The organism is Aeromonas genomosp. paramedia, assembly GCF_023093515.1.
Classification (GTDB): domain Bacteria; phylum Pseudomonadota; class Gammaproteobacteria; order Enterobacterales; family Aeromonadaceae; genus Aeromonas.
On sequence record NZ_JAAROG010000017.1, the window covers coordinates 535,930 to 560,526 of the forward strand.

Genomic DNA, 24,597 nt, shown 5'->3' on the forward strand with positions numbered 1-24,597 from the left:
TCCATATCACCTTCATCTGCCTTTGGTGGTGGCCTGCGCCGCCTTGGTCAGCATCGCTTCCACCTGTTTAGCCAGCGCAGGATAGTGCTCGGCCAGTTGTTCACCCGCCAGCATCCAGGCAGCGAATGCCTCTGCGGCTGCTTCTCGCTTGCTCTTGCTACCATACTCGGTCAGCAGCGGCCCGCCACTCAGATCTGGCTCACCGGCCCAGAAATGTACCTGGTGACCAAGTTCGTGCAACCAAGTAGATATCCGTTGTGAGGCAGACCCCACTGTCTCACCCACATTGGCTGACACACTCCAGTGTAGATGGAAGGTATCACCACTGGTGCCTCGTGGCCGCCATGCTCGTGGGCCCCGGTTGGCCTTGCCATCCGCGATGACCTGGGCGGCAGCAGCCTGTACCGCCTGCATATCCACCTCTTTAAGTTTATCGCCCGCTGCAACTTTGATCACAACGTGGTCGGCCTGTGCAAAGGTGAATCCATTGGTCCTTGCAGCCCCTGCCGTGGTGTACCAAGACCTCACATTGCTGGGGTTGATCCCTAGATACTCACCTATCGCTGGAGCCACTTTCAAGCTCGCGGCCCCCTTCCCCATCTCGGTCTGCTTGATAAACAGGGTCTTGATTGGGTGCGCCTTGAGGAAGGCCGCCAAGGGCTCGCGCTGGGGTGCGGGTAGCTGGGCCAGCAGATCGCTGACCCCCTGCGCCGTTACCCCCTTGGCCGTCGAAAACGCGCTCTCCACCAACCGCTGCGGCAAGCGCTCGGCCAGCGCGGGTTTCGCCGCCTCCCGCTTGGCCACGGCCTCGGTCAGGGCGGCCGGGGTCTTCGGCCGGTAGTCAAAACCGGGGTCGATGCCACGGGGGATCCTGTGTATCTCCCCGGTCGCCTTGTCCACCCACTCATAATCGCCGTCATCCGGTGCCTGGCCCACCGTCAACCCCCGACGCTTGAGATCCGCCTCGGAGAGCAGGAACTTCTTGCACTTGCAGCCATAGCCGTTGCTGGGGCTGTGAGTATCCCACCAGGGATGGTCCACCGGCAGCACCAGGTTGTTCCACTTGAGATGCAGTTCCCTGGGGTGCTCGGAGTCGCCGTGGCGATAGAGCGCATAGGGGCGCTTGTGCTTGATGCGCTCAATCTGGTCATCACGCCCGGCGTTGTAGCTCTGGCGCAGGTTGGTCTCGAAGATGACGCGAGAGCGCCAGGAGGCTGGGCCGGTGTGCTCCCAACCGTGGCGGGCCACTACTTCCTTGAACGCCTTCTGAAACGCGCCGAGGGATTGCCCCTCGCTGATCGCCTTGTCCACCGCGCCGCGCAGGTCCGCCAGCAAGTCCGTCTTGGTCGCCCCCGCCACCATAAAGGCGCGGTTATGGGCATCCCGCCACACATCGGCCCAGCGCTCACTCGGCATATCGAGCTTCTGGCGGAAGAAGGCGATCGCCTCCTTGAACGGCAGACTGCCGTAACGAACGGGCATCAGTTGCCCTCCTCCATCTCCAGCATGCCGAGCAGTTCGCTGGCGGCGATGGCCTGGGCCAGCAGGGCCCCCAGCTCGTCATGACTGAGGTTGGGCTCCAGCACCAGCAAGCCATCCCGGATCTCCTCCAGGGTGGTGGCCTGCATCACCAGTGCCTGGACGGCATCTGTCATGCTGGCAAGCAACGGGGCAACCTCCGCTTGCAGGCGGTCAAGCTGGGCGTCGTTGTTATCACCCTGGACAGGGGACTTTGCCGCCAGCGCCGCCAACCCTTGCGCCCTGAGAGCCGCCTCCCCGGCCCCTGCCTGCTTATCGACGATGACCAGCACCTCTTCCCCTTCCTTGGGCGCCGGGATCTGCAGTTTGTCCCGCACCCACTGCGCCGGGATCTGCATCCCCATGCCCACCAGGGCCCGCAGCGGATAGGCCAGATCGCGCATGTCCTCGGGCTCGGTCACGTCAAACTCCAGGCGCGGGCAGCGGCGAGGCCCCTGGAAGCTCTTGCCGTTCAGGGCAAACAGCGGATAGACCAGATCCCGGGTCAGCGTCGCGGCGAGCTGGCGAAGGTCCGCATCCCGCACCTCCTGGCGCACCTCGTTATGCACGTTGCCGAGCGCATTGGTCGAGCTCTTGCCGTCGGCTTGGCTGGTCAGGGTGCCCCCCAGGATGGCCTTGCTCATGGAGCGCTCGCACCAGTCCATCATCACCACAAAGGGATCGGCCTGGCCATTGGCTGCGTTCTGGAACTCGATCTCCATCCCCCGGGGGATGATGCCGCCCGCGTTGTGGCCAATGGAGAGCACCGCCTGCAGCAGGGTCGCCTTCTCCTTCTCGGTGGCCCCTTCCGGGTATTTTCCCAGACGCACCGGCAAGCCGTAGATCTCCAGGAACTCGGCCAAATCCCGCACGCTGTAGTTCTTGAACAGGAAGGGCCAGACCAGGGTGCGGATAAGGCCGGTGCGGGCCAGATAGCCGGATTTCGACTTGGCCTTGTGCATGATCCAGCCGAACGGATTGAGGGCAGCCCCCTCCTTGCTGCCGTCCCGCAGCCGTAACTGGTTCCAGTCATCCGGGTGGGTCTGGAACCAGGCGGGATCGCGCCAGACGATGCCCTTGGGGAGCTGCAGCCCCTCCACCATTTCCCAGCCGCTGAACTCCTGGGCACTGAACCCCTTGAGCACCGCATCGGTGGCGTCAAAGATGGCATCATCCAACCAGGTGAAGTCCTCCAGCAGCTCGCGGATCATCTCGCAGTCGCGCTGCTCGGCGGGGGTGGCATTGCGGGGCGGCTCTATGGTCCAACTCACCCCGAGCAGGGACCGGCGCCGCTTGCCGAGCTCGCTCTGCAGGTGGGCGTCCTTCTCTTCCATGTCTTCGGCCAGCTCGCACTGGGCGATGAGGCTCCCCTCCTCCGCCTCTTTCAGCGCTGCCGCAGCCTTGCCCGGGGTGAGCCCCACCGTGGGGTGTTCGCTGTAGTGACGACGCAACTGGGCCAGCTTGGCGTCGTTCTCGGTCTGCGGCACCTTCTGCAGGCGCAGCGGGTTGCCATGAATGTCGATGAGTCCGGCCATTACCAACCCCCTCTCTCATATCGGTGATAGTCGTCGTTGCGCTCTGAATCGCGTTTACCTGGTAAGGGGGTGAACTCGATGGCGCCCCCCTCCATCCAACTCGCCCGCACGGCCATGGCCAACGCCACCGCAAAGTCGCCGTGGCGCTGCTGGCCGCCTTGGCCGGTGTTCTTGCCCTTGTCGATCTTGGGAATACCGTTGATTACCTGGATCTTGCCGAGGTCGTCCTGCACGTCCGCATGGCGCGGGATCATCAGGTTGTCGTCCTCGAACTCTGCCTTGAGCTTGGGCATCCACTCCCGGTACCAGGGGTCGCTCAGCATCACGCACTCGATCATGCTGGCACCCCAGCGCAGCCGGGCAGCTTCTGCCAGATAGCCGCCGTTGCCGGTGGCATCGAAGGCGGCCGCCGTGAAGCGGTGTAGCCCCTGCAGCAGGTAAAAGAGGATCTGGCGCTGGGTCTCATAGGGGGCATTGACCAGCTCCACTACGAAGGGCACCCGCTTGCGCAGGTTGGCCGCGATGGATAGCGGGACAAACACCGAGAGATCCCCTTTGCGGGCAAAATCCTCGCCGAGCACATGGCGGCAGCTGCGATCGAGGGCTTCCAGGCAGGGCTTGAGGTTCTCCTCGCACCAGATCTCCGCCACCGCCTTGCGGGTCTCCTCGCTTTGCAGCTCGAAGTCCGCAGGGGAAGTGAAGCGCAGGATGGGGATATCCGGCTGCATGGCCCGCTCGATCAGGGTGCGCTTGATGTAGACGCCGCTGCTCTGCTTGGGCACGCAGAAATACTCCTCCAACGCGTCTTCCTCGGTGGCGGTGGCCTTGAGCAGCCCAGCCTTCCAGCTCTCCTCGGCCTCCGGTGTCCAGGGTGTGCCCTTGACCTGGCAGATGCGGCGATAGAGCCCCTGGCGGCAGGCGTCGTCCAGGCTGATGGTGTGAATGGAATAGTCTTTACGACCCGCCCGGCTGTCGTTTATCAGCTGGTTAAACAGGTTATCGACGCCGTTGTGGGTACTGATAAGGCGCACCTTGGCCCCCCACATGGTGAGCGCCATGGCAGCCTTGAGCACCTCGGCCAACCGATCATGGAAGGCGGCTTCGTCGATAGTCACATTGCCCTGCATCCCCCGCAGGTTGGAGGGGTTGCTGGAGAGCGCCTGCACCTTGAAGCCAGAGGCGAAATAGACCACGAAGGTGAGGATCGCCTTGTCCTCGTCGTCGGTGAACACCGCCTCCTGGATCTCACCGGCCGCCTTGTTGTAGGCCTTGGCCCACATGGCCACGGCGTCGATAAACTCGCGGGCCATCTCCTTGTTGCTGCCCACATAGAAGTGGTGGCAGCCGCCGGCCGCCTTGGCTTTGGAGGCCGTCAGAGCTGCATCAGCCGCCTCCGCCCAGGTAATACCGGTGCGGCGGCTCTTCTCGGCGATCTTGAGCGGGCTTTCGTCGGCAATCCAGATGCGCTGGTAGGGCAGTAGCACCTCGTCGGGGTTGTATTCGGTACCGAGTGTTTGGGCCAACTGCTGGGCGATAGGGGTCTGAGCAATGGCGGTCATCAGGCAATCCCCAGTATTTCGCGGCGAAGGGCGGCGGCGGCTTCACCGCTCAGGCCTGCCTGGATAACGATGGCCGAGGTACGTTCGGCCACCTCCTCGGCAAAGGCCTGGCGGATCTCCTTCTCCCGCTTGTGGCTCTGCATGGCGGTGGATTCGAGCCGCTGAGCTGCCAGCATGGCGTTTTTCAGCATGTCGATATCCACCGCCTCCTCCGGGTTTTGCACCTGGGCCAGCATCGCCTTGAACAACTGGGAGCGGCCGAGTTCCAGGATGAGCTTGGTGGTCTCCCCCATCGGCTTGTCACCAAGCTGGGAGGTCAGTGCCGCTGTAGTCTCCCGCAAGTCCCGCAGGTGCTGGCCCACCTGCTCCACCTGACTGGCGTGCCGGCTGAGCCCAGAGCGGGAGATCTTGAGGTCATCGGGTAACCCCGCCCCCTCGATAAGGCCGTTGATCTCGTCCAGGATGGCGGCCTGGCTGTTGGCCCGATCCCGCAGCATGGCGTTGAGGGCATCGCGGATAGTCTCGGGCAGCAGCCAGATCTTGTTGGGGCGGCCCCGGGTCGGTTTCTCGGCCATGGTCAATCCTCCGCCCTGGGCTTCTTGACGCCGGGCACGCTGGACCGCCCCTCGGCCACATCTTGACCTCGACCGGTGAGATGGGCCACCTGCACCTGGGCGAGGCGTTCGATGCGCACCAGCCCCTGCTCTTCCAGCCAGGCCAGCAGGGTCTTGACCTTGTCCCGGGACACCCGGCCGGTGCCCAACTGATCGAGGCAATCGTTAAGGATCGACTCGTTGGCCGCCCCGCCGATATCGAGCAGAGAGCGCAAGATCACCAGGCGTTGCTGGGCGTCCAATATTCCTTGAATGCTCATGCCTTCTCCTTGAGTTCATTTTCCAGCAGCAGCTCGGCAAGGCGACGGTTTTGCCGCAGGTCCGGCTTCATCTCCCGCAGCTCGCCGCGAAGTTCGCTGATCTCCAGCTGCAGTTTGTGCAGCTCCCGCTCGCTCGGCAGATCGGTCAGCACCTGCTCCACCCGCTGCACCCGCTCTGTCAGACCGGTGAGGTCTTCGCGTTTGGCGTAGGTCTTGGAGAGCAAGATGATGACCACCAGCCCCACCAGACTGGCCAACGCATAGAGCGGGCCCCAGTTCTTAACGATGAATTCCCACACGGACAGCCTCCTTGCGCTCGAATAGGGTCTGGCACTCGATGCAACGCTCGGCACCAGGTTCTGCTGCAAGGCGCAAGGGCGGGATGGCGTCATCGCAATCGCAGCAGATGCCATCCCCATGGGGCCTTGCCCTTGTTTGATGGGACTGAATAAGGCGCCCGGTTCGCTCGGCATCGAGCTGCTGGGCGCGGTCTATGGGGTCGCTCAAAGGAGTCTCCTGGCCTACTTGATGACATGGGTCGCCTTGAGACGCCCCCAGATGGCCATCAGGCCACCGATGGCACTGGCCAGATCCACGACGGTGGTAGCCAGGCTGGCTTGGGTACCGGCATCGACCGGTACGCCGAACAGGCCGGCAATACCAGCTCCTACGGCGATGACGCCACCGATCACGGCGCGGCTCTTGAGCGCAGGCTTTGCTTGGGGTAACAGGGAATCAGGCATGACGGGCTTCCTTCTGTAGAGGTGGGGTATGACGGGCACGGGCCCGCAGGCGATCCAGCTCGCCCACCGACCGCCAGCCCTGGGCAAACAGGGACTGTCGGGTGGGGTGATGGCTGTAGAGCGGGATCGTCTCCAGGTCCGTGGGGGCGGGTTCGGCCAGATAGGCTTTCAGATGGGCGCGGCGCCCTTCCTTGAAGCAGGCGATGTAACGGGGGTTCTTGAGTTCAGGGATACCGAAATAGCCGGCGGCCTGGATCCCTTGCAACGCCTGACGACGCTTGTTGATGAGGCTAGGTTTGCTCATGCAGCCCCCTCCCCGAACCGGGTAGAGAGCAGGTAGCTCTGCAGGCGCAGCAGGCGGTTGCTCCAGCCATGGGCATTGGCCCACTGGCTCGGGTCTTTGCGCACTATGCCGAGCATGAAGCCGGCGCGGATCTCCAGCAGCGCAAGCAACAGGGCGCGGCCACCGTCTTGCCCCGTCTTGGCGGCCAGCACCCGCAGGGTATGGGAGCCCAGTAACCCATCGGCCAAGACGCCAAGCGCCTGCTGTAACTGGCGCACCGAGCGACCAGGACCGTGATGCACGGCGCCGTCGAACAGGGCGATGGCAATCAGCGGGCAGACGCTATCAACCCTGTCGCAACGGGCTGGCAGCCAGTAGTTCGCTCGGTAAAACAGCTGGGCATGGGCAGGGGTCGCATCGCCGACGGCAATATCTGTCCGGCCATCGCGATCGAGATCGAGCATGCCGTCTTTCTTGCCGTCGGCGGCATCAGCCATGCCGAACTTGGTGTGGCCGCCCCGGTCGGCCGGGTGGTTGACCTCGCCCCCTTCCACATCGGGACGAAGCAACCAGGCAAGCGCTATGGGATAGGTATCAGGCAACATAAAAGGCCCCTCGATTAACTGCGTTATCGCAGCGTACCGAGGGGCCTCAATAGGGCGGGTTTATGGTGGGTTAGTGCTAATACTTATTCAAAATTGATGGGGATTTGACGATAAGCGGATATGTGCTCCAATACTTCGTCAATTCTGTATTCAGACCTTATCTTGTTGCCATCTAACCATTGTGTTTTGGTATATCTGACTCGGAGTGTATCCCCGCTACAAAACGCCTCTTGTCCCATGGCAACCCTGGTTGAGAAATGCTCATCCGCCATCACTGCATAAATTTCTGCTGTGCCATCATGAAAACGCCATTTATTGTCATCTTTGAACGTCAAAGAGACCAGTCTGAACAACCCTGTACCACTGGTACTTTCTGGCTGTACATCACCTGGTATCGGCGAGTTAAACCACTCACGCTGGTATTTCAACACTTCAACACTAGGTGAACCTTCAACTCCGGTAGAGAAGGTATCAATTCCCTCTTCAGCGAGAGGTGCCATAACACCTTCAAGTGATTGACGCACTTCATAAGAACGATACAGATCAAGCACTGGTCGGTCGATTTTCAGCCTTTGCTCATTCACTATGACAACCACAAAATCTTGATTCACGACCTCAACTTTATCGATTGCGCGACCCTGTAACCACTTGATGAGATGCACCAACCCTTTGACCGAGCCAGCACCTAGACCTAGGAACGCAATCAAATTGAGTACGGCAGTCGCATCATTGCCAGAAAGCATATCCTTGGTCTGTTGCCAAAGATCAGGGGCGACCACAGCAATATCGACCCCAAAAGAACCCGCGATAAACGATGCATCAACACGCGCTTGCACTCGCGACTTGGGGCCATTAACCAGTTTGTTGGCCTGTTCTAGTAGTTGCCCCATAGCCATTAACGCAGGAGCAATAACCTTCACATCCATTTGATGCCCTTGTAACGCTGGGCCATCGTAAAAGAATCTGAATTTCATGTCTTGCTCATCTGCCATCAAAGCTCTCGCTTTCAGTGTAACGATTTATCGGCCGCCGATGTTATCTGACGGAACTTGGTTTTATCAATGAATACCCCATTTATCCTCAACTGAACATAAATGAAAACCCCGCCTAGGCGGGGTTTGTTCGTAACGTGAGGGCCATCGCTATTGATAGCCGAACAGGTCGAACTGGTTCCGTCGTCTTGTCAGCTCCCGCTGCTCTGCCACCACCGCATAGGTCTGGGGCACCGAAAGCCCATGTTTGCGAGCCAGCTGGTCGATGTTGCGGCCGTTGAACTCATCCCAAATGGCCCGGTCGCGCAGGGCGGATTTGAGGTGATCACCCGTGGGGATGTAATACGCTCGGCCCCCCATATAGTGGGCCTGCACCAGAGCCAACTTGCGGGCCTGAGCTCGGGCCAGCTCCGGCGCCATTCCACCTCGGCCCAATTCGCAGGCCAAAACATCAACCAACTCGGCCAGTGCCTTGGGCCATTTGGCAGTCAGCTCGGCCGCCGGGATCTGATCCAACCGGTCCACCAACTGACCCAGCGACTCATGATCGTCGGCAAACAAGTCCAGGTTCTTATCCATGCTGTATCTCCTCAAACGCCCCGAGAACGGCCTGATAGCCTGCCACCCGCCCTGTCTTCTCATTGATGGGGACAGTTTTCTTGGCCGCCTGCAGCGCCTTAACCATCTCCCGCTTGTGCCAGTTTTTGAGGGACTCCAGTACCGGGTAAGCCAGCGCCTCGCTGAGCCAGGCCACTTCGGCCACACCAACCCCGTTGTTGATCCGCACCGTCTGACGCTCCACATAGTGATTGAGCGCCGTCTCGCTGCCATCACGCAGCAGGCCATGGCGGTGCATGGTGATCCAGATAGCCCGGATCACGCCTATCTCGGCGGTCTTAGTCGGGGCGCCGCGAGCCGGGCTTAAACGCTTTGGTTTACCCCCGTTTACGGCACGTTTAACGGTCGGTTTAAACCCTGCACCCTTCATGGCCAGCAGCACCTTGTCCAACTCCTGCAGCGTCAGTTCTGCCGCCGAGCGCTTGCCACTCTGCTGGGCCAGCAGCTCTCGATAGGTTTCCTCATCCAGCCCCAGGGAGCGGCGGCCCACCTGTACCAACCGGATCAAGCGGGTACGCTCATTGTTTGCTGTCATGATTTCTCCCCACTTTTGCCACCCAGATCTGGCCGGCGACCACGTCGCTCCCACTACGCCATTGCGGACAATGACGATCGAGCCAATGCTCGGCGCCTTGCTGGCTAAATGGGCCGAACTTCATCACATAGGCCAGCAAGCCCTGCCAATTAGACGCCGCCATGACTGACCTCTGCTGATCTGGCTTGCTGCAGCTCTGCCACGAGTTGCCAGCGCATCTGGCTGGCCTCTCCTGCCAGGGCAAACAGCCCTTGGGCACGAGCTTCTCTATCAAACTGCTTGAGCTGTCTGCACACAGCCCGTTTATCAGGGGTCGCCTGTGCAATGGCGGCCGCGCTGAATATCTTGGTAAGCCGAATATCCATCTCTGTTTTGGTCATCGCCGTGCTCCTTGTTCGAGGCGGTGAAGACCTGGGCCCAGGTCGGCTGCTCATCAGTACCCGGCCACCACGCCGGGCAGACCATCCCGAGCGGTCGCTCGGGATGGTTTCGCTTAGTGAGATAACTGTTTGCGGGCTTTGTTGATGATGGATGTCAGCATGGCCAGCCTGGATTTCTGGCTGGTAGCCGTGCCGTACTCGTTGATAAAGTCAACGGCCAACTGCGCCTCCTCTAAGGCCTGCCGTGGATTGCTCATCAGTTGGCATTCCAGGGAACTTTTGGCATCGGCCACGCTGGTATTGAGCAGTGCTTTCACGTTCTCCATATCCGGTTCCTCAGTTGACCAAAAACAGGCCGGTGAACAGACCGGCAACGAATGCCCCATAAACGGCGGCGGCCACGTTGACCAGCAGCCAGAAGGCCGCTTCACGGTTCATGCAGCCCCCAGCTTTGCTTGTTCCTCTCCACCAACCCCGGCATTGAGCTCCACCTGTTTCGCAGCAATCCAGCCCTGCAGGGATGCAGACTGGTCGCGCTTGGTGGCCTTTGCTTCGCGAGACTTACCGGTGGTCAGATGCGGGTGATGCTTCTCGATGTACTGGGCAACCTGCTGGCACTCCTGCTCGGTCGGCACCAGGGCGGTGACCTTGTGCCACACCCCATTGCACCAGCCTTCACAGAACAGATCGGCACGGGCTGTCTTGGTGCTGGTTTTGATACGTTTATTCAGGGTGCCGATGTACTCGCTACGGGCGACCTTGAGCTGACGCGCCAGCACGGTGTAGACATAACCGGCTATCTCGACCCGTTCGGCTGGGCCAATAAACATCACCTGAGCGGTGATGTGACCCATCAGACAAGCGCGACTGAATACGACTTCCACACCAAACGCCTCCTTCACGACGCCGGCCAGCATGTTGCTCCACTTAGGCTGGCGCTCGCTGCGGTTGGCGGCCTTGACCTTGGCGGTATCAATACCGCTCAGGGCCACGTCTTCGCTGGATAGCTGGTGTTCTGCCATCAGCGCTTGTACCTTCTTGAGCGCGTTGGCCGACTCGTGCGGGTTTCCTCGTTCCACCAAGGCCATCAGCTTCTTGATCTTCCCTAAGATTCGTTTGTTCATCTGTTCATCCCTGGCTGCTCATCAGTACCCGACCACCACGCCGGGCAGACAGGGCGGCATGGCCACCCTGTTTCGCACTGTCACTGATCAAACTGCAGCGGCATCAGCCCCTGATAGTCCTCTGCATTGAGGGGTGCCGGACCCAATCCCAGGGCCCACAACAGGGCTGCCTTGATGCCATCCTCATAGGTGTCATCGGGGTAGCAGGTGCCTTCGGTTTCGCCTATCTGCTCGCACAACTGCAGTTGCTGTTCGGCCTGTTCTACGTTGATTTCCATCGCGCACTCCTCCCTTACAACTTGGCCAGGTCCAGGCTCATCTGGACGTAACGGCCCTGACCGTCCCGCTCGTAGAGCCGCAGATATTGACTGGTACCGGTCACCTGGATGGCATCGGCGATCGCCTGCATGGCCTGCTCCCAGTCGGCGTCCTCGATGTTGAGCTGACGCAGGGAGAGCACCTGGTTGACGTCGATATGACCGGCCTTTGAAACCCTAAAGGCGTGGTCCACCAGGGCCCGCAGCTTAGGGCTGGCACCGTCGCTCCAGCGCTCGATGCAGCTATCGATCAGCACCTTGGCCGCCTGGATCCGTTCATCAAATTTGCGGTGTTCCCCCACCGCTCGAACGAGCTTGTAGCGGCCGTCGAAGCTGAGCAGGGTGACGTTGCCCTTGGTGCCGCCCCAGGCCACCCCGTACTGCTCGGCCGAGAGGTCCACAAAGTCGGCGATCTGCTGCATGGCGTCGATCTTGAAGGCGGCAAGCAATGAGCGCTGCTCGCGGGCCGCTGCGATGATGGCCATCACCACCTCATCGCGCAGTTTGTCCGCTGGGGCGATTAGGGTTTCCGGTACCCAGTGCCCCTGGGCGTTCTGCCGCATCGGGGTCGTGTTGCTGGTCTGTGCTTCTTGCATGAGGCTCTCCTTGATAAATCCCGTTGGTTCTCTTACTGGCGCCAGTGCAGCAGGCAACCACCGAAACGCACGATGGCGACATCCCGCACCACACCCGCGAGGCACTCCCGCCCCCACACTGCCCGCTTGGTCATTGCTTCGGGCAAGGGGCCAGTCACCGCCAGCAAGGGGGTATGGCATACCCGGCTGGTACTCACCTTGCACCCTTTCGCCGTCAGCCAGACCCGCAACTGCTCGGCGGTCTTCTGCAGATTTCTGTTCATCCCGTTCTCCTTGTGATGTCTCACTGGGCCCACTGCACACCCCGAGCCCGCTGGTTTACTGGCCGTGCTTCTCAACCTTGTCGAGCAGCCGGTTGTATTTGATGCCCAGGATCTTGAGCTCCTCGGCCAGCAGCTCAGCCAAGATGCGCAAGCTGCTGCTGGCGTTCTCGCCATCGCTTTTCGCTTGGCGGCGCAACCTGGAGAGGGTGGCCTCGGCGTCATAGCGGGTGCCCTTCTCCACGCCTCTGCCAACCTGTTCGACGGCCAGGCGCATCGGCCGACGCAGTTGCTGATCCTCACTGAGCTGGCTATGGGGGCAGCCGCTGTGACAGGCTTTCCAGAGCTTGATATCCATCGGTCTGGTCCCGACCTCGTCCGCTCTTCGGCGCTGAAACGCCAGGCACTGATGTACCGGGATCTCCCCTAGAATGGGGCAGGTCACCTTGTGTCCCATCAGATTGCCTTCCACCAGCTTCTGCACCCGGGCCAGATCTCCTGGGTACTTCTCGTTGCAGACCTGGCTTATCGTGGTGCGGGACAGACCGAGTTTCTCGGCCACCACGGACAACGAGCTGGCCCCGACTTCGGCTTGCAATACCTCAAGCCACGTGTCCATGTTTCTCCTCCTCAACCAGGAACGGATAGAGCCGCTGCTGATTCTGATCCCAGCAACCGTTTTGGCGGACAATGGGGGCAAAGCGACCTGTATCTCTCAGCAACTGGTACTTGGCGACCTCTCCACGATGTGGCATGGCTTTGGCCTGAACTTTTACGTAACCAGCCTTAGCCAACGCCTTTGCATAGACGCCTGCATGGTTACTGGTTGAATTCGAGGTCATCGCCAATTCCGTCAACGTGAACACCCGACTGATTTTCATGGTGTTCCACATCTTTTGTTGGCTGGTCTTGCGCCGGCTTTTCCGCTTCTTCCGAGAGATGCAAGTTCCTTGATTGGTGCCAAATTTGGGTGGTTCATTCACATCCGAAACTTGATACCGATTGCAGCCAAACACCTCTCTTTGGCGCAATGGCCCTTCAACAACGCAACTGAGATGGCCGCTCGCTAACCAACGACGCATCAGCGCATATAAATTTGCTTGCTTAACGTCTGTCGCTGCGAGTAACTCACTCATATCGAACGAGTCCTGTTTACACATCCACAACCAAGCCTCTTCCGTCTTGGACTTATCGTTGATATCAACCACTGGTATCCCTCCCGTGCTTTGTTGTTATTTGCTGGTCCTCGCGGCTACCGGCTGCGGCGCACGTCATGCAGCAGTTCGCTGGCGTCCACGTCCTCCAGCCGGATAATCCGGGCATCAGAGGCCATGGCCATCTTCTCTATCTTGTCCAGGGCCGAGACGATGGTGCGCACCACCCCGTTGGAGCGTTTGCGAATGAGGTCCAGCAGGGCGTCGTCAATCTCCACGTCCACCTCCAGCATTTCGTTGGCGATGAGGGAGACATCTTCCAGGTCGGCGGGTTTGAATTCGATCCACTGAGAGATGCGGTTAAACAGCTGCTTGCGCTGGCTGATGCGACGGGCAATCTCCTCCATCCCCACCAGGATCAGCGGCTGTTCGGTGGCGTCATAGATATCGCGCAGGGTCTCCATAATGCGGGCATTCCCGACCACGTAATCCGCCTCGTCCACGAAGATGGCCAGCTCCTCGGCCCGCACCGCTTCGACGATGCTATCGACCTGGGCCCGCAGGTTGTGGCGCTGGGGAATGCCGATCTCCTTGGCGATCTGCTCCAGCAAGCTGGTCACGGTGTCGGCCTTGTAGCAGCGCACATAGATGCCGTTCACCTCGTCCTGGTTGAACAGCCACTCCACGGCGGTGGTCTTGCCAAAGCCGGAAGGACCGTGGATCAACCCGATGCCCGGCACGATGCTGGAACGGTTGAGCAGGTTGTCGAGCAACTGCTCGGTCTTGATCATGTTTTTGACTTCAACGATCTTGTGTTTCATAGTCTTTTTGTCCTTATGAGGTTGTTTTACAGGGCCGCTCGTTAACCTTTTGCCTGGGCGTTGCGAGTGGCCCTGATACTTTCCAGATGGCGGATAATCCGTTTCGCCATCAGCTTGTGGCTGTAGAGGTACTTAGTCAGAAATTCCTTCTCCCACCCTTCCAGAGGGGTATCCAACTCCTTCTCGGCCAGAATGATTGCTCGGTCATATTCGCTCTTGAGCACCTTGGACTCCTGTCCTGCTGTCGCTTGGACACGGGCTGCTTTCGCCTCACGGCGAGCTTCTATCGCAGCCAGCTCTGCCGCGCTGAATTGGGCAGGCTCACTGGGTGCAGCAATGCCTGAGAGCGCCGCCAATGCCGGGTTATCGAGCCCGATATCACTACGTTGGAACTGGGCAACATCACGCGCCTGGTCAACGAAGTGGCGCACCACATCCTGATGCAGCTCGTTGATGCCGAAGGTCTTGGCGAGGCTGCGCATCTCGCGGCGAAAACTCGCCAGCGCCTTGGCATCGGCACGCTTGGCGGCGCGGAAGGCATCCGGGCTCACCCCGTTCCCCAGCAGGTCGAGGTTCACGGCCTCGATCCGCTCGTTCCAGTCGCCAGTGCGATACAAGATGGCCCGGCCCACATCGCTCGGGTCGAGGAACACGCTGACCCGCTGGCTTTTCCAACTGTTCTCCAGTAACTCCGGGGCGCTGTACTTGAGGCCGCCGGCCTTGATGAAGCCCTTGGACACAGTGGCCTCACCGATATGGTTGAGCAGCAGATCCAGCGCCGACTCATCGACGATCGCGCGGCGCTGATAGCGGGCGATTTGGTACTTCTCGTTGGGGGTCATCCCGAGTGAGCTGTGTTTGCGGTTGTGATAACGAGCATCGAGCCAATCATCGAGCAGGGTCTGTAACTGGCCGGCTGTCATGGCAAGTTCGTAGATCTCTTTTTCCGCATCCGGCTTGCGCTTCTCCTCCAGCCGCTGGGCAAAGCTCTTGCGAGCCTCGATCACTTGGCGATCGGCCACGCAGTGCCCGATATAGGCGGGCAGCAACTCGATCAGACCGTGGGAAAGAGTGCGGAAGAAGCGCTCGATATGCGGCTTCTCCCATCCCGAATAGGCGTTGGATCGGCTGACGTTCATGCCGAGCAGGGTGCAGATGGACATGACCCGCTGGCTCACGTAATCGGAACCGTTGTCGGTACGCATCACCCCGTTGTCGTTGAGGGTGCCCCAGGTCAGCAGGGTCTTGCGCAGCAGCAGGCAGATCCCCTCGCTCGATGAGGTCTTGGCCACCAGCAACCGCACCCGACGGGTGAACACATCGATCACCGCGATAATGCTGTGGCGGCCTTCCACCAACATGGCATCGACAGGGGTACTGTCGAACTCCCAGACGTCGTTGGGCTGGCCCATCCAGGGGTACATCTCTTCGATGGCAGTGCGGTACTTGTTGTTGTAAGCGTCGGGGTTGGTGGCATAGGTAAAGGCCACCTTGTTCTCTGCCAACCACTTGACCAGCCAGCGGCGCAAGGAGGACTGGCTGGGGATCTGCCAGCCAAGCTGGTTCATCTCGCTGTACTGGGTCGCCAACTCATGCAGCGCCCCCCACTTGTTGGCCAAGTGCGGTTTGGCGGTGATTAATGCCGTGAGGAACCGGGCCAGATCCGGGCTTTGCTCGACGCTGGATGGCCGCTCCCGCTGGTAGTTGCCTGCCAGTGCCGCCGGGCCGGCATCGGCCAGGGTGCCTTGCCAGCGCCGCAAGGTGATCAGGCTGAACGGCTTTTGCTGCTCATAGACGCTCACAGGTAGTGACAGGCTGCGGGTGCGGTATGCCTCGATAAAGGCGCGGCGTCCCACCTCCCCTTGCTGACATGCTTGATAAGGAGCCAGGAAGAGATCGGCGGCCTGCAGGATCAACAGCCGGGCATCTACCTTCTTGCGGGCGGCAGCGCCCAGGGTCAGCAATTTGCGCCCCGCATCCGGCTTCACTGGCACTTCACGAGCAAGCAGCTTGGCCATCGCCTTGCCACCGGCCGCATGATCGGTCACCGTTTGTCCCTGCAGGGCAACAGCCTGCTCTGCCAGGTAGCGCCGGGTTTCTGCGGGTAATGAGCTGATGTGGTACTCACTGCCTTTACCTACGGCTCTTGGCCGAGATGTCCATTGCTCCTTGTTCGCCCGGATCCGAATTGCACGATCAGTCGCCGGCAGGCCAGGCAAGCCGGCCAGTTTGATGGAAGTGAGCCATTCACTCATCGTCTCGCTCCTCACCTGACTTCTGCGCTTGCTCATAACCTATGAACTCATACAGTGCATTCATGATTTCCTCGGCAAGGGAACGAGGCCGGGGCGAGCGCCCCGTATCAGGCGCGTACATTTGAACATAGAGCTGGACTGTCCGTGGGTTGTAGCCACGCTCAATAGCCCACGCACGACAACTGGAGCCTTTGGCTACCAGATGTCCGTGTATGTGTTTCGCGCTTCGTATTTCCATCGGTTCATTCCGTGTTAATATCCGTCGGTTATTCGCATTGCGTACACTTCACTTTTATACGCACTGCGAACAATCGTGATTATTGATCCGTTTCGTGCGCACGTCAATCAACGATATTGATAAATGTACGCTTCCAATTCGCACAAAGGGACGCATCACAATTAATAAAGCTAAGTGACTGAACTAAAAGGGAAAATATGAAATCGGAAAGCGAGGACCAGATCGGAAACACAGATCCGTTTCTTAGGCGTGGGATCGGATCCTTCCCTGAGCGTTTAACTGAGGTCATAGGAACCCAAAGCGTCCGTTCATTCGCAGAAGAGATCGGGCTCTCAGAGGGCGCAGTAAGAGCCTTTTTAAAAGGTCGAATTCCTAGGGCTGATGATGCTCTCGCGATAGCGCGAGCAAGAGGGATTGATCTGGTCTGGCTACTCTCAGGCGAGACAGCCAATGGAGAGTGGCAGGCACTGCAAGAGTCTGTCGCGGTGTACAGCACTGATAAGCCAGAGGAGAAAGCGTCTGTTGATTCTCGATGGGCTGATTTCGATGAAGAGTACGCACTGATTGACGGGTACCACATTGCTGTCAGTGCTGGCCACGGTTCGTTCAATGACCAGCATGAGGTTAAACGCAAGCTGGCCTTTCGCCGCAAGTGGCTTAAGTTCCGTCAGCTGAACCCGGAGAACATGGCCGTCGTCTTTGCCAAGGGCGATAGCATGGAGCCAACTATCCATTCCGGCGATTCCATCCTGGTGGATTTGAGCCGCAACCAGATCCAGGACGGTGGCCTGTTCGTGCTGCGCCTGGGGGATGAGCTCTATGCCAAGCGGCTGCAGAAGCGGGTCGATGGTGGGGTAAATATCATCAGCGATAACAAGGCAGGGTATGAGACGCTTTCCGTGCTCCCCAACGAGCTGGAGTCATTGAGCATCATCGGCAAGGTAGTCTGGCTGGGACACGATTTTTTTTAACCTGGGCCGCTTCAAAATGGGGTTTAAACGCCGAGTTAAACCCCAAACTGCATTGCCGACCACCCGCCCTGGGTTTTCATTTTTGGCGCAACGCCCCCGAAGACCGTCCATGAACTTTCATTTTGGCGCCGCCCGCGCCTAGAACCTCCCGATCCCCCTCTAAGCCTTATCAGCCTTGAGTTTGTCCCACGAGATCCCACTTGCTTTCGGCTGCTCCCGGTTTTTTCATTCTCTGTGGTCGGTTACAAGTTTTCGACGACACCAAGCCGAACCCCACCATGAGCAACGTGGAATCCGGTCTGGCCATGATCAAGGCCCATGGCTGCGACTGCGTCATCTCCCTCGGGGGCGGCTCCCCCCATGACTGCGCCAAGGGCATCGCCCTGGTGGCCACCAACGGGGGCAGCATCCAGGATTACGAAGGGGTGGACTGCTCCGCCAGGCCACAGCTGCCACTCATCGCCATCAACACCACGGCCGGTACCGCCTCCGAGATGACCCGCTTCTGCATCATCACCGACGAGACCCGTCAGGTGAAGATGGCCATCATCGACAAGCACGTCACCCCGCTGATGTCGGTCAACGATCCCGAGCTGATGCTGGCCAAACCCGCCGGTCTCACCGCCGCCACCGGCATGGATGCCCTGACCCACGCCATCGAGGCCTATGTCTCCACCGCCGCCACCCCGGTCACCGATGCCAGCGCCGTGATGGCCATCAAGCTGATTGCCAAGCACCTGCGCACCGCCGTCAACCAGGGGGACGACCTGCAGGCCCGCGAGCAGATGGCCTACGCCCAGTTCCTGGCCGGCATGGCGTTCAACAACGCCAGCCTCGGCTATGTACACGCCATGGCCCACCAGCTCGGTGGTTTCTATGACCTGCCCCACGGGGTCTGCAACGCCGTGCTGCTGCCCCACGTGCAGGCCTACAACGCCCGGGTGATCGCCGCCCGCCTCAAGGAGGTGGCCCGCCACATGGGGGTGGACGTGAGCGCCATGAGCGACGCGCAGGGTGCCGAGGCGGCGATTGCCGCCATCAAGCAGCTGGCGCTGGATGTGAAGATCCCGGCCGGGCTGGAGCAGCTCGGGGTCAGGGCCGATGACTTCGACGTGCTGGCCAGCAACGCCCTGAAAGATGCCTGCGGCTTCACCAACCCCAGGCAGGCAAGCCACGAGGAGATAGTCGCCATCTTCCGCGCCGCCATGTGAGACGCGCCATTGTGTGTCAGGGCCGCCACGCGGCCCTTTTTATTGGCAGGAGGATCAATGGCTTTTTACTTCCGCACGGGGAGTGGGTATGATTTGCCGAGCTAAAAAAGACTGTATGGATGATCTGAACCCGATATGCGGATGAAACACCTGATTGCCGCGGCCCTGACCGCCCTCACCCTGTCCGGTTGCAGCCTGGTCTATCGCATCGATATTCCTCAGGGCAACTATGTGGAACAAAAGCAGGTCGACAAGCTGCGCCAGGGCATGACCCGCGAGCAGGTCGAGTTCGTGCTGGGTTCTCCCATGCTGCGCGACGGCTTTGACCCCAACACCTGGTACTATCTCTATGAGTTCCAGCCAGGTCGTGGTGACAAGGAGCGCAAGGAGCTGACCCTGAACTTCGTGGGCGACAGACTCGCCACCGCCACGGGTGACTTCCCCCTCCCCGCCGCCTTCACCACCCCGCTCTGACAGCATCATAAAACCGGCCAAGGCCGGTTTTCTCTTGTCTGGCCTTCGATCGGGTTTCGCAGGGGCGCTCCCTGAACCATGATCAAGGACGTCAACGCCCCTCATCATCCCCTCAAGGAGATCACATGAGCCAGATCCTGATCGCCGGGGCAACCGGCCTGATCGGCCAGGCCCTCATCCGCCAGCTCGGCCCCGAGCACCAGCTGACCCTGCTCTGCCGCCAGCCGGGCGAGGCCACCCCCAACCGGCACTGGCTGCCTGTGAACTTCGAACACCTCGACGAGGTGGCGCTGCCCGGCTCCGTCGACATGGCCTTCTGCTGCCTCGGCACCACCCGCAAGGACGCCGGCTCCGATGAGGCCTTTCGCCGGGTCGATCACGACTATGTGCTGGCCTTTGCCGCCCTCGCCCGCCGCCACGGCTGCCGGCGCCTGCTGGTCGTCTCCAGCCTGGGGGCCAACCCGCGCGCGCCCGCCCTCTATCCCCGCACCAAGGGCGAGATGGAGCAGGCCTTGCTGGCGCAGGCGTGGCAGCGACTCGTCATACTGCGCCCCGCCATGCTGCTCGGCCATCGCGAGCCTCCGCGCCGCTCCGAGCAGCTAGTTCAAGCCATCTATCCCTGCATAAAGCCCCTGCTGCAAGGACCCCTCAGGCGCTGGCGGGCCATAGAGGCGAGCCAGGTGGCCCATGCCATGACGGTGCTCGCCAACCAGGCTCAGGGGGTAGAGATAGTGCAGAACGAGCGGCTGCTCACCCTGTAAGGCCCAGGCCAGTGCAGCCCCTGTGGTAAAACATCCAATAGAAAAGAGGCGCCATGGCGCCTCTTTTCATTGCTCGGCCTTCCCCGCATCAGGTCGATTCGCCATCGTCCCGCTTGCGGTGCACGTCTGGGCGCCCGCCGGTGACCACGTCGGCCCGCCCCTCTTCCTTGGCCTTCTCGGCCCGCTTCTTGCGCATCTCCTTGGGATCGGCGATGAGGGGGCGGTAGATCTCGATGCGATCCCCGTCCTGCACCGGCTCGCTCCCCTTGACCGGACGGCTGTAGATGCCGAACTTGTTGACCGAGAGATCGATCTCCGGGTGCTTCTGCACTATGCCGGACTGTTCGATGGCAGCCAGCACGCTGGTGCCCGGGGCCACCCGGATGCACAGCACGGTTTGTCGCTCGGGCAGGGCATAGGCGACTTCGATATTGAGCAGATCAGACACCGTAGACCACCTTGGCGCGGTTGGAGAAGGCGAGCACCATGGAACTCACCAGGTCACGGAAGATCTGGCCAAAGGCCAGCTCGATCAGCTTGGAGGTAAATTCAAAGTCGAGATCGAACTCCACCTTGCAGGCATCCACGTCCAGCGGCGTGAAGGTCCACCAGCCCGCCAGCGTCTTGAAGGGACCTTCCACCAGCTCCATCTTGATTCGTCGATTGGTATCGAGCTGGTTGCGGGTGGTAAAGGTCTTGGCGATGCCCGCCTTGGCCACATCCACCGAAGCCATCATGTAGTCCTCACCGGTCTCGTGAACGCGGCTACCGACACAACCGGGCAGAAACTCGGGATAAGCGTGAACATCGTTGACCAGACGGAACATCTGTTCCGCGCTGAACATCACCAGGGCACTGCGAGTAATACGGGGCATGGGCTTTCCTCATCCAATCGGGCCGATTTTATCACCTTGTCAGCCAAAATCACCGCCGAAACTGCTCACCTGGCCGCCACGCGCGCAATTGCCGCCCCTGATGACCAGCTTTACACCACCTTGCCAGCCAAAAACATCACCGAACTGCTCACAAAGCCGCCACTCGAGTGGTTGCGCGTTTTACAGCCGCCGCCACCCACGTATAATGCGCCTTCCTAAACATTGCCGAAGGCCCCCGTCATGAGCAAAAAGAACAGTAAAAACAAAGCCGGGTCCAGCACCATTGCACTCAACAGAACCGCCCGCCACGAGTACTTCATCGAAGAGCGCGTGGAAGCCGGTCTGTCCCTGCAAGGGTGGGAAGTCAAATCCCTGCGGGCGGGCAAGGCCAACATCAGCGAAGCCTATGTCATCTTCCTGCAGGGCGAAGCCTTCCTGTTCGGCTCCAGCTTCCTGCCGCTGAACGCCGCCTCCAGCCACGTGGTGTGTGACCCGACCCGCACCCGCAAGCTGCTGCTGAGCCGCCGTGAGCTCGACAAGCTCGAGAGCCTGGTTGCCCGCCAGGGCTACACCATAGTGCCGCTGGCACTCTACTGGAAAGAGTGCTGGGTCAAGGTCGAGATCGGCCTGGTGAAGGGCAAGAAAGAGCACGACAAGCGGGAAGACACCAAGGCCCGGGAATGGGACCGGGAGAAGGCCCGCATCATGAAGAACAAGAACCGCGGTTGATTGTGCGCCGCCAGCACCCGTGCGGCGACCAATAAACCAGCAATCGACCGGCCCGTGCCGGTCGATTGCCATCAACGCCTTGCCATGGCAGGATTTTTGCGTACAATCGCTTTTGACAACTTGGGGCTGATTCTGGATTCGACAAGATTCACGAAACCCAAGGTGCATGCCGAGGTGCGGTAGGCCTCGTTAACAAACCGCAAAAAAATAGTCGCAAACGACGAAAACTACGCACTCGCAGCTTAATAACCTGCGCTGAGCCCTTCTCCCCTAGCTTGCCTGTGTCCTAGGGAATTGGAAGGTCATCCTTCACAGGATCGTGTGGAAGTCCTGCTCGGGGCGGAAGCATTAAAACCAATCGAGCTAGTCAATGCGTGGCGTGTCTCTCCGCAGCGTGTTGGCGAATGTAAAGAGTGACTAAGCATGTAGTACCGAGGATGTAGTAATTTTGGACGGGGGTTCAAATCCCCCCAGCTCCACCAAATACCGGTCCAACAGTGACCAACGAAGTCCAAGAAACCCGCAGAGCGTAAGGCTTTGCGGGTTTTTTGTTGTCTTACGCTGTCCAATGGGATGCGTTGCCATCCAGCCCTTTTAGGCATATCGTTAGGTATATGGTTCTGTATACCTTCAGGAGCGTATGCCTATGCCTCGTATCACCCGCCCCTTGTCCCCAACCGAGATCAAAGCAGCCAAGCCCAAGGAGAAGGAATACACCCTCTGCGACGGCGCGGGCCTGGAGCTCGTCATCAAGCCCAATGGTTCCAAGTTGTGGCGCCTTCGTTACTACCGCCCTCTCACTAAACAGAGAAACATGATCAGCTTCGGCTCATACCCTACGATGTCATTGGCTGACGCGAGAGAGAAGCGCTCCGAAGCCAAAACGTTGCTGCAACAAAACATCGATCCCCAACACCATCGTGACGAGCAGGTATCCGCTGCGTTATCGCTGAGCGAGCACACCTTTGAAGCCGTCGCCAAGCGCTGGCTTGATGTTAAGCGTCCTTCCGTCACCCCAGCATATGCTGAGGATCTCTGGCGTTCGCTCGAAATGTACCTCTTCCCCGAAATTGGCACTGTGCCCGTGATGGAGATAAAAGCGCAGAGAGCCATCAAGATCATCGAACCCATCGCCGCTGCTGGAAAACTCGAAACTGTGCGTCGTCTCACCCAGCGGGTGAACGAGATCATGACCTTTGCCGTCAACTCTGGTCTGATCGATGCCAACCCTTGCTCGGGGATCAGCAAGGTATTTCAACGTCCAGCCAAACAGCACATGCCCAGCATTAATCCAAACCAGCTGCCGGAACTGATGAATCGGCTATCGAAAGCCAGTATCAATTTGCAGACCCGCTGCCTTATCGAATGGAGCCTGCATACCTTGGCTCGCCCCAGCGAAGCAGCCGGAGCCCGGTGGGCAGAGATCGATATGGAAAAGAAACTCTGGCGGATCCCACCAGAGAGAATGAAGAAGCGCAGAGGTCATGATGTGCCATTAACACCACAGACCCTTGCCTATCTGGAACTCATGCGACCGATCAGCGGCCATCGTGAATTTATCTTCCCTGGTATCCGTAACCCTAAAACGCACACCAACGAGCAAACAGCCAATGCGGCCTTAAAACGAATGGGATATGAAGGGACCTTGGTCGCTCATGGCCTGCGAGCCTTGGGCAGCACAACCCTTAACGAGAGAGGATTTGATCGAGACGTTATCGAGTCCGCCTTGTCACATTCTGACAAGGACGAGGTGCGTAGCGCCTATAACCGCACGGATTATCTGGAACGTCGCAGAGAAATGATGGTCTGGTGGTCAGAGCATATAGATGCCGCATCCAAGATCGGCTCAGCGCTGACATGGATACAACCAACAATGGCTGGTTAAGTTATTTACTGGCCCCAAACTGATTATCAATAAAGCAGAAGATGCTAGGACTCCTTTGGGCCCCACAAAAACAAGTATCAGATGATCCTGTTGGATGTGATCACTACTCGTTGAGGTTTGCCTGATACAACATTAGATACAGGGGAGAGCCTTGGCTCTCTCCTGCGACAAGAACCTATAAAGATCCCGCCTCCTGCCTTTTAATGTGACGACCGCAGAAATACTCCGCCTGTGTAGCGTTATCACCGTAAAGCCGGTGCCCACTCATTAGCCATTCGAACACGGTTAGCGCAGTCTCCTCTTGGTCTATACAGTGGTATGCCACACGCCCCAAGCCTGGTTCCATTGGAAGTCGTTCTACTTCTTTGCAGAAACGAAAGCGCCGCAAGATGCACTCACGCCAGTATTCTGCCACTCGATAGGCAAACCACTCAGGCCTTGTCGCTTGTTTACAGTCACTGAATAAGAAGACCATGCGCACCAACGTCATGTCGTGAGAGCGACTCACACGGCAGACCACACATTCCAACTCTTTAAATAAAGCTCGAGTCTCAGTACTCGATGCCAGAGAGGTGGCTAACCACTCTGACGCAATGCAAACATCATTAAAATGCCGAGCACCGAAATAGATTTCCAAGCTAAACGCATAACGCGTCGATACTGGGTCAGTTGCCTCCCACCACAATAGCCGCAGAATATCCTTCGTCAGGACTGGCTTTAGATCATAATGCGCTAAACCACCGCATACAGTAGGCATATGCATATACTGCTCAAACTCTGGCTGTACCTTTTCTCCTACTACTTCACTCTTGTTCATTTCCGTCATCTTACTCTCCTGATTTTCCAAAAAGTTGACTACTACCAAAATTACGCTGACCGGGAACCTTTGTTCGGGTCTTCGCTAAATAAGCAGCTCGCAATAAAAACTCGCGAAACACAGGGGAATGTACCGTCGCAGCACGGCGGTCAAATACGTACGCAGGGTTCTTCGGAAAATGCACTAAAGACGCATAGTCCGGGTGAGAGAGCCCAAGGGCACGACACCAAGCACGCTGTATCCTAAGGGCCATGTTGTCGGCCTCGGCGTTACGGTAATCTCCCAAGTACGCATAAATGTCTTTATTAAAAAGCAGCACCACGTGGTAATGCGGGTTGGCACTAGAGTCCTGCTCGCGCACCCAGATATATGCAGGGAAGGCTGGCTGTCTGTCAACGCCGACCGAAAACTGATCCACTCTGGCTAATTTCGCCGATTGAAAAGTGATCCACCCGGACATGGGGTTA

32 protein-coding genes, 3 other RNA genes and 1 pseudogene are annotated in these 24,597 nt (G+C 59.2%); 7 read left to right on the forward strand and 29 right to left on the reverse strand.

Going from position 1 to position 24,597, the window contains the following annotated elements; all coding sequences use genetic code 11:
• Window positions 1-12: 12 nt before the first annotated feature.
• The 25 genes from HB860_RS12985 to HB860_RS13100 form a co-directional block, all read right to left on the reverse strand.
• Window positions 13-1,482, reverse strand: coding sequence for a phage head morphogenesis protein (locus HB860_RS12985; RefSeq protein WP_180911515.1), 1,470 nt, complete (start codon window positions 1,480-1,482; stop codon window positions 13-15).
• Complete coding sequence (locus HB860_RS12990; RefSeq protein ID WP_247626915.1) at window positions 1,482-3,053, reverse strand: DUF935 domain-containing protein; 1,572 nt, start codon at window positions 3,051-3,053, stop codon at window positions 1,482-1,484. The genes HB860_RS12985 and HB860_RS12990 overlap by 1 nt, the downstream gene beginning before the upstream one ends.
• On the reverse strand, window positions 3,053-4,612 hold the full coding sequence (locus HB860_RS12995; RefSeq protein ID WP_247626916.1) for a terminase large subunit domain-containing protein: 1,560 nt from the start codon (window positions 4,610-4,612) through the stop codon (window positions 3,053-3,055). Before HB860_RS12995 ends, HB860_RS12990 begins: the two co-directional genes overlap by 1 nt.
• Window positions 4,612-5,187 (reverse strand): DUF3486 family protein, encoded by a 576-nt coding sequence (locus tag HB860_RS13000; RefSeq protein ID WP_124813747.1) that lies wholly within the window; start codon window positions 5,185-5,187, stop codon window positions 4,612-4,614. Before HB860_RS13000 ends, HB860_RS12995 begins: the two co-directional genes overlap by 1 nt.
• Window positions 5,188-5,189: 2 nt before the next feature.
• The gene (locus HB860_RS13005; protein WP_124813749.1) at window positions 5,190-5,486 is read right to left on the reverse strand and encodes a VpaChn25_0724 family phage protein; all 297 of its coding nucleotides are present in this window, start codon (window positions 5,484-5,486) and stop codon (window positions 5,190-5,192) included.
• Window positions 5,483-5,785: a DUF2730 family protein gene (locus HB860_RS13010; protein WP_124813751.1), complete on the reverse strand. Its 303-nt coding sequence runs from the start codon at window positions 5,783-5,785 to the stop codon at window positions 5,483-5,485. Before HB860_RS13010 ends, HB860_RS13005 begins: the two co-directional genes overlap by 4 nt.
• Window positions 5,766-5,993 (reverse strand): TraR/DksA C4-type zinc finger protein, encoded by a 228-nt coding sequence (locus tag HB860_RS22205; RefSeq protein WP_124813752.1) that lies wholly within the window; start codon window positions 5,991-5,993, stop codon window positions 5,766-5,768. The genes HB860_RS13010 and HB860_RS22205 overlap by 20 nt, the downstream gene beginning before the upstream one ends.
• Window positions 5,994-6,007: 14 nt before the next feature.
• On the reverse strand, window positions 6,008-6,229 hold the full coding sequence (locus tag HB860_RS13015) for a hypothetical protein (protein WP_124813754.1): 222 nt from the start codon (window positions 6,227-6,229) through the stop codon (window positions 6,008-6,010).
• On the reverse strand, window positions 6,222-6,533 hold the full coding sequence (locus tag HB860_RS13020; protein ID WP_247626917.1) for a hypothetical protein: 312 nt from the start codon (window positions 6,531-6,533) through the stop codon (window positions 6,222-6,224). Before HB860_RS13020 ends, HB860_RS13015 begins: the two co-directional genes overlap by 8 nt.
• Complete coding sequence (locus HB860_RS13025; protein WP_247626918.1) at window positions 6,530-7,117, reverse strand: glycoside hydrolase family 108 protein; 588 nt, start codon at window positions 7,115-7,117, stop codon at window positions 6,530-6,532. Before HB860_RS13025 ends, HB860_RS13020 begins: the two co-directional genes overlap by 4 nt.
• A gap of 83 nt (window positions 7,118-7,200) precedes the next feature.
• Window positions 7,201-8,091, reverse strand: coding sequence for a hypothetical protein (locus tag HB860_RS13030; RefSeq protein ID WP_247626919.1), 891 nt, complete (start codon window positions 8,089-8,091; stop codon window positions 7,201-7,203).
• A gap of 168 nt (window positions 8,092-8,259) precedes the next feature.
• Window positions 8,260-8,688, reverse strand: coding sequence for a Mor transcription activator family protein (locus HB860_RS13035; protein WP_247626920.1), 429 nt, complete (start codon window positions 8,686-8,688; stop codon window positions 8,260-8,262).
• Entirely contained in the window at window positions 8,681-9,262 is a 582-nt protein-coding gene (locus HB860_RS13040; protein ID WP_247626921.1) for a gp16 family protein, read from the reverse strand. The genes HB860_RS13035 and HB860_RS13040 overlap by 8 nt, the downstream gene beginning before the upstream one ends.
• 149 nt (window positions 9,263-9,411) lie before the next feature.
• Window positions 9,412-9,642 carry a hypothetical protein gene (locus tag HB860_RS13045; RefSeq protein ID WP_247626922.1) on the reverse strand — a complete coding sequence of 77 codons (231 nt, stop codon included), beginning with the start codon at window positions 9,640-9,642 and terminating at the stop codon, window positions 9,412-9,414.
• 40 nt (window positions 9,643-9,682) lie between these two features.
• An RNA gene (locus HB860_RS13050) (hammerhead ribozyme type II) lies at window positions 9,683-9,757 on the reverse strand.
• Window positions 9,756-9,968 (reverse strand): hypothetical protein, encoded by a 213-nt coding sequence (locus HB860_RS13055; protein WP_247626923.1) that lies wholly within the window; start codon window positions 9,966-9,968, stop codon window positions 9,756-9,758. Before HB860_RS13055 ends, HB860_RS13050 begins: the two co-directional genes overlap by 2 nt.
• Window positions 9,969-10,076: 108 nt before the next feature.
• The gene (locus HB860_RS13060) at window positions 10,077-10,766 is read right to left on the reverse strand and encodes a DUF2786 domain-containing protein (RefSeq protein ID WP_247626924.1); all 690 of its coding nucleotides are present in this window, start codon (window positions 10,764-10,766) and stop codon (window positions 10,077-10,079) included.
• An 8-nt stretch (window positions 10,767-10,774) separates the two neighbouring features.
• An RNA gene (locus HB860_RS13065) (hammerhead ribozyme type II) lies at window positions 10,775-10,844 on the reverse strand.
• A 2-nt stretch (window positions 10,845-10,846) separates the two neighbouring features.
• Window positions 10,847-11,044 (reverse strand): hypothetical protein, encoded by a 198-nt coding sequence (locus HB860_RS13070; RefSeq protein WP_247626925.1) that lies wholly within the window; start codon window positions 11,042-11,044, stop codon window positions 10,847-10,849.
• 14 nt (window positions 11,045-11,058) lie between these two features.
• A complete protein-coding gene (locus tag HB860_RS13075) occupies window positions 11,059-11,679 on the reverse strand; it encodes a DUF3164 family protein (protein WP_247626926.1) in 621 nt (206 codons plus the stop codon).
• Between the two features lie 32 nt (window positions 11,680-11,711).
• Window positions 11,712-11,942, reverse strand: coding sequence for a hypothetical protein (locus HB860_RS13080; protein ID WP_124813042.1), 231 nt, complete (start codon window positions 11,940-11,942; stop codon window positions 11,712-11,714).
• Between the two features lie 55 nt (window positions 11,943-11,997).
• Window positions 11,998-12,558: a transcriptional regulator gene (locus HB860_RS13085; protein ID WP_180911498.1), complete on the reverse strand. Its 561-nt coding sequence runs from the start codon at window positions 12,556-12,558 to the stop codon at window positions 11,998-12,000.
• Window positions 12,542-13,147, reverse strand: coding sequence for a hypothetical protein (locus HB860_RS13090; RefSeq protein ID WP_043133130.1), 606 nt, complete (start codon window positions 13,145-13,147; stop codon window positions 12,542-12,544). Before HB860_RS13090 ends, HB860_RS13085 begins: the two co-directional genes overlap by 17 nt.
• Window positions 13,148-13,191: 44 nt before the next feature.
• A complete protein-coding gene (locus HB860_RS13095) occupies window positions 13,192-13,914 on the reverse strand; it encodes an AAA family ATPase (RefSeq protein WP_010673988.1) in 723 nt (240 codons plus the stop codon).
• 41 nt (window positions 13,915-13,955) lie between these two features.
• The gene (locus tag HB860_RS13100) at window positions 13,956-16,169 is read right to left on the reverse strand and encodes a DNA-binding protein (protein ID WP_247626927.1); all 2,214 of its coding nucleotides are present in this window, start codon (window positions 16,167-16,169) and stop codon (window positions 13,956-13,958) included.
• A 435-nt stretch (window positions 16,170-16,604) separates the two neighbouring features.
• On the opposite strand from HB860_RS13100, the gene HB860_RS13105 reads away from it, so the two are divergent.
• From HB860_RS13105 to HB860_RS13120, 4 genes and pseudogenes are all read left to right on the forward strand, one after another.
• Window positions 16,605-17,378, forward strand: a complete 774-nt coding sequence (locus HB860_RS13105) for a LexA family transcriptional regulator (protein ID WP_180911496.1) — start codon at window positions 16,605-16,607, stop codon at window positions 17,376-17,378.
• Between the two features lie 248 nt (window positions 17,379-17,626).
• A pseudogene (locus tag HB860_RS13110) lies at window positions 17,627-18,589 on the forward strand (iron-containing alcohol dehydrogenase); the annotation flags it as partial.
• A 135-nt stretch (window positions 18,590-18,724) separates the two neighbouring features.
• Complete coding sequence (locus HB860_RS13115) at window positions 18,725-19,063, forward strand: outer membrane protein assembly factor BamE (RefSeq protein ID WP_005325779.1); 339 nt, start codon at window positions 18,725-18,727, stop codon at window positions 19,061-19,063.
• 125 nt (window positions 19,064-19,188) lie between these two features.
• Complete coding sequence (locus HB860_RS13120) at window positions 19,189-19,824, forward strand: NAD(P)H-binding protein (RefSeq protein WP_247626928.1); 636 nt, start codon at window positions 19,189-19,191, stop codon at window positions 19,822-19,824.
• 88 nt (window positions 19,825-19,912) lie between these two features.
• Here the strand turns inward: HB860_RS13120 and HB860_RS13125 are convergent, their stop codons facing one another.
• Both HB860_RS13125 and HB860_RS13130 read right to left on the reverse strand, forming a co-directional pair.
• Complete coding sequence (locus tag HB860_RS13125; RefSeq protein WP_202046383.1) at window positions 19,913-20,272, reverse strand: RnfH family protein; 360 nt, start codon at window positions 20,270-20,272, stop codon at window positions 19,913-19,915.
• Window positions 20,265-20,699: an SRPBCC family protein gene (locus HB860_RS13130; protein ID WP_139435216.1), complete on the reverse strand. Its 435-nt coding sequence runs from the start codon at window positions 20,697-20,699 to the stop codon at window positions 20,265-20,267. Before HB860_RS13130 ends, HB860_RS13125 begins: the two co-directional genes overlap by 8 nt.
• A 240-nt stretch (window positions 20,700-20,939) precedes the next feature.
• On the opposite strand from HB860_RS13130, the gene smpB reads away from it, so the two are divergent.
• From smpB to HB860_RS13145, 3 genes are all read left to right on the forward strand, one after another.
• The gene (gene smpB, locus HB860_RS13135; RefSeq protein WP_041206169.1) at window positions 20,940-21,428 is read left to right on the forward strand and encodes an SsrA-binding protein SmpB; all 489 of its coding nucleotides are present in this window, start codon (window positions 20,940-20,942) and stop codon (window positions 21,426-21,428) included.
• A 122-nt stretch (window positions 21,429-21,550) separates the two neighbouring features.
• Window positions 21,551-21,910: a transfer-messenger RNA gene (gene ssrA, locus HB860_RS13140) on the forward strand.
• Window positions 21,911-22,074: 164 nt separating this feature from the next.
• On the forward strand, window positions 22,075-23,313 hold the full coding sequence (locus tag HB860_RS13145; RefSeq protein WP_247626929.1) for an integrase domain-containing protein: 1,239 nt from the start codon (window positions 22,075-22,077) through the stop codon (window positions 23,311-23,313).
• A 175-nt stretch (window positions 23,314-23,488) separates the two neighbouring features.
• Here HB860_RS13145 and HB860_RS13150 read toward each other — a convergent pair whose 3' ends face one another.
• Together HB860_RS13150 and HB860_RS13155 are read right to left on the reverse strand one after the other, a co-directional pair.
• Complete coding sequence (locus HB860_RS13150) at window positions 23,489-24,139, reverse strand: hypothetical protein (protein ID WP_247626930.1); 651 nt, start codon at window positions 24,137-24,139, stop codon at window positions 23,489-23,491.
• Between the two features lies 1 nt (window position 24,140).
• A partial coding sequence (locus tag HB860_RS13155; protein WP_247626931.1) for an inovirus Gp2 family protein occupies window positions 24,141-24,597 on the reverse strand: 457 nt, incomplete at its 5' end.